This window comes from Streptomyces sp. MK37H (assembly GCF_018035285.1).
In the GTDB taxonomy this organism is placed as follows: domain Bacteria; phylum Actinomycetota; class Actinomycetes; order Streptomycetales; family Streptomycetaceae; genus Streptomyces; species Streptomyces endocoffeicus.
Genome location: NZ_JAAAYH010000750.1, coordinates 1 through 2261, shown reverse-complemented (window position 1 = coordinate 2261; position 2261 = coordinate 1). Strand labels below are relative to the sequence as shown.

The following is a 2261-nucleotide window of genomic DNA, read 5'->3' as shown; positions in this document are numbered from 1 at the left end:
CCAGGTTCGCCCCGAAGCCCGCCGCCAGTGGCATCCGCAGGCCCAGCGGCGGCGGAGCCGCCAGCGCGTCGGCCACCGGGCGGGAGAAACCGGAGTGGAAGAGGGAGCCGAGGAGGAAGTCCGCGGCCAGCGCCTGCACCTCGGAGCGGTGCTGATGCAGCCCGTGCCCGTCGGTGTGCACCTCGAAGCGGCACACATCGCGGTTGGCCTTCTTCGCCCGCTCCGCCAGCCGGTAGGACAGCTCGGGGTCGGTGCGCTCGTCATTCGTACCGTGGGCGATCAGCACCTGCCGTCCGACCAGCTGTTTCACCGGTTCGGGTTCGAGCACCTCGTCCGGCGCCGGAAGCCAGGGCGCCAGCGCCACCACCGAGGTGACGGCCTCGTGCCCGGCGGCGCGGAGGGCGGCGCGCCCGCCCATGCCGTGGCCCACGAGGCAGACCGGCACGTCGCCGTAGCGCCGCACCACCTCCTCCACGGCCCAGGTGGCATCGGACGCGGCATCGGCGGCCGCCCCGTTCCAGCCCCGGCACCGGTAGTGGACGACATGGGCGGCCAGCCCCTCCTCCCGGCCGGCCCGGACCAGCCGCCGGGCCAGCGGCAGCGTGGCGGCCACCGAGAGTCTGGACGGCCGTCTGGTCCCGCTGGGCTCCCCCTCGGGGAGCAGCAGCACCACACCATGTACGGTCGTTCGCGCGGCGGCCGCGCCCATCGGCCGCCCCAGCCGTGCGCCCCGCTCGGGCAACGCTTGCTGAGCCATGGCGACACGATCGCAGAAGGACTGGTGTACTCCACTACCCGTGCGGGTCACTGTTCCGTATCTATCCCTCACGTTCTACGCGCGTAGGGGCTACGCTGCCCAGATGACGAGCGAGCACACCCATGAGCCCACCCCCGAACAGATCCGCCGCGCCCCCAAGGTGCTGCTGCACGACCACCTCGACGGTGGGCTGCGCCCGGGCACCATCGTCGACCTCGCGAGGGAGACCGGGTACGACGCGCTCCCGGAGACCGAGCCCGACAAGCTGGGCATCTGGTTCCGCGAGGCGGCGGACTCCGGCTCGCTGGAGCGCTATCTGGAGACGTTCTCCCACACCGTCGGCGTGATGCAGACCCGCGACGCGCTCGTCAGGGTCGCCGCCGAATGCGCCGAGGACCTCGCCGAGGACGGCGTCGTCTACGCCGAGATCCGCTACGCCCCCGAGCAGCACCTCGAGGGCGGGCTGACCCTGGAGCAGGTCGTCGAGGCGGTCAACGAGGGCTTCCGCGAGGGTGAGCGGCGGGCCTGGGAGAACGGCCACCGCATCCGCGTCGGCGCGCTGCTGACCGCGATGCGCCACGCGGCCCGCGCCCTGGAGATCGCCGAACTCGCCAACCGCTACCGCGACCTGGGCGTGGTCGGCTTCGACATCGCGGGCGCCGAGGCCGGTTTCCCGCCCACCCGCCACCTGGACGCGTTCGAGTATCTGAAGCGGGAGAACAACCACTTCACGATCCACGCGGGCGAGGCGTTCGGACTGCCGTCCATCTGGCAGGCGCTCCAGTGGTGCGGCGCCGACCGGCTGGGCCACGGCGTCCGCATCATCGACGACATCGAGGTCGGGGACGACGGCTCCCTCACCCTCGGCCGCCTCGCCTCGTACGTCCGCGACAAGCGCATCCCGCTGGAGCTGTGCCCGACCTCCAACCTCCAGACCGGCGCGGCCAGTTCCTACGCCGAGCACCCCATCGGGCTGCTCCGCCGGCTGCATTTCCGCGCCACCGTGAATACGGATAATCGTCTGATGAGCGGGACGAGCATGAGCGGGGAATTCCGGCATCTTGTATCAACATTCCATTACACGCTCGACGACATGCAATGGTTCACGGTCAATGCGATGAAATCAGCCTTCATTCCTTTTGACGAACGTCTGGCGATGATCAATGACGTGATCAAGCCCGGATACGCCGAGTTGAAGTCCGAATGGCTGTTCCGCAATGTGGCCTCCGCGTCGGCTGTGACCAGGGATTCCGCACCCAAGAGCAGCTGAGCGGGCGCACCCGGCGCACGACCTGGGCGGGGTAACGGAGGCCGTTTTCGGTGTTTGCGGGCAGCCGAAATCCATGACTACGTTTCCGTATCGGTCAAGCCCCCGTCTCAAGGACAGATTTCTGATGAAGCAGGGAACCCTCAAGACTCTCGGTGTCATTGCCCTCGGTGCCGCCGCCGTCGTCGCCGGAGGCAGCGCCGCGTCCGCGGCGCCGGTGCCCGGTGGCAACGCGGG

The 2261-nt window shown here is 69.8% G+C and carries 2 protein-coding genes; one reads left to right on the top strand and one right to left on the bottom strand.

The window, feature by feature from the left end; genetic code table 11:
• The coding region (locus tag GWI24_RS43525) for an alpha/beta hydrolase (RefSeq protein ID WP_210951537.1) at positions 1-757 on the bottom strand (757 nt) is incomplete at its 3' end.
• Between the two features lie 103 nt (positions 758-860).
• Here GWI24_RS43525 and GWI24_RS43520 point away from each other — a divergent pair.
• A complete protein-coding gene (locus GWI24_RS43520; protein ID WP_210951536.1) occupies positions 861-2027 on the top strand; it encodes an adenosine deaminase in 1167 nt (388 codons plus the stop codon).
• Positions 2028-2261: the final 234 nt, after the last annotated feature.